This is a genomic window from Bradyrhizobium sp. BRP22 (assembly GCF_020194175.1).
Lineage (GTDB): Bacteria > Pseudomonadota > Alphaproteobacteria > Rhizobiales > Xanthobacteraceae > Bradyrhizobium.
On the sequence record NZ_JADYVX010000107.1, the window covers coordinates 1 to 800 of the forward strand.

General features: G+C 65.6%; 1 protein-coding gene. It reads left to right on the forward strand.

Annotation, left to right across the window (positions count from 1 at the left end; all coding sequences use genetic code 11):
- On the forward strand, positions 1–800 hold an 800-nt coding region (locus I6F35_RS39570; RefSeq protein WP_225122963.1), incomplete at both ends, for a condensation domain-containing protein.

Genomic DNA, 800 nt, shown 5'->3' on the forward strand with positions numbered 1-800 from the left:
GCGGGTCTGCCGATAGTTGAGCACGATCTGCGGGAGAGATCGGATGCAAAAGCGGCATTTTTGGATCTGTGCCAAGAAGAGGGGCGCACGCCATTCGATCTTGCGCGCGGTCCGCTGATCCGCGGTCGGCTGATCCGCACCGCCGACGAGGAGCACGTCTTCCTGCTGACCCAGCATCACATCGTCTCGGACGGTTGGTCGATGGGCGTGCTGCTGCGTGAACTTAGCCAGCTCTACCGGGCATTCGAGGCTGGGCAGGACGATCCTCTGCCGCCGCTTGCGATCCAGTATCCGGATTACGCCGCCTGGCAACGCCAATGGCTGTCGGGAGAACGGTTGCAGAAGCAGGCGCAGTATTGGCGCAGCGCCCTGGCAGGCACGGCCCGTCTTGTCTTGCCGACGGACCATGCGCGGCCTGCCCAGCAGTCGTTTGCCGCCGCCACGGTCCCGATCACCGTCGATGCGGATTTGACGCGGGAGCTGAAGCGGCTGAGCCTGCAGCATGGCACGACGTTGTTCATGACGGTGCTGGCGGCCTGGGCGGCGGTGCTGTCGCGTCTGTCGGGGCAGGACGACCTTGTGATTGGCGTGCCGAGCGCCAATCGGGGGCACCGCGAGATCGAAGAGCTGATCGGGTTCTTCGTCAACACCCTGGCGCTTCGGCTGGACCTGTCGGGCAAGCCGCGCGTGTCGGAGCTTCTGGAGCGGACGCGGCGCACGGTGCTGGCTGCGCAGGAGCATCAGGACCTGCCGTTCGAGCAGGTGGTGGAGATCGTGCAGCCGCCCCGGGCTCTTGATCA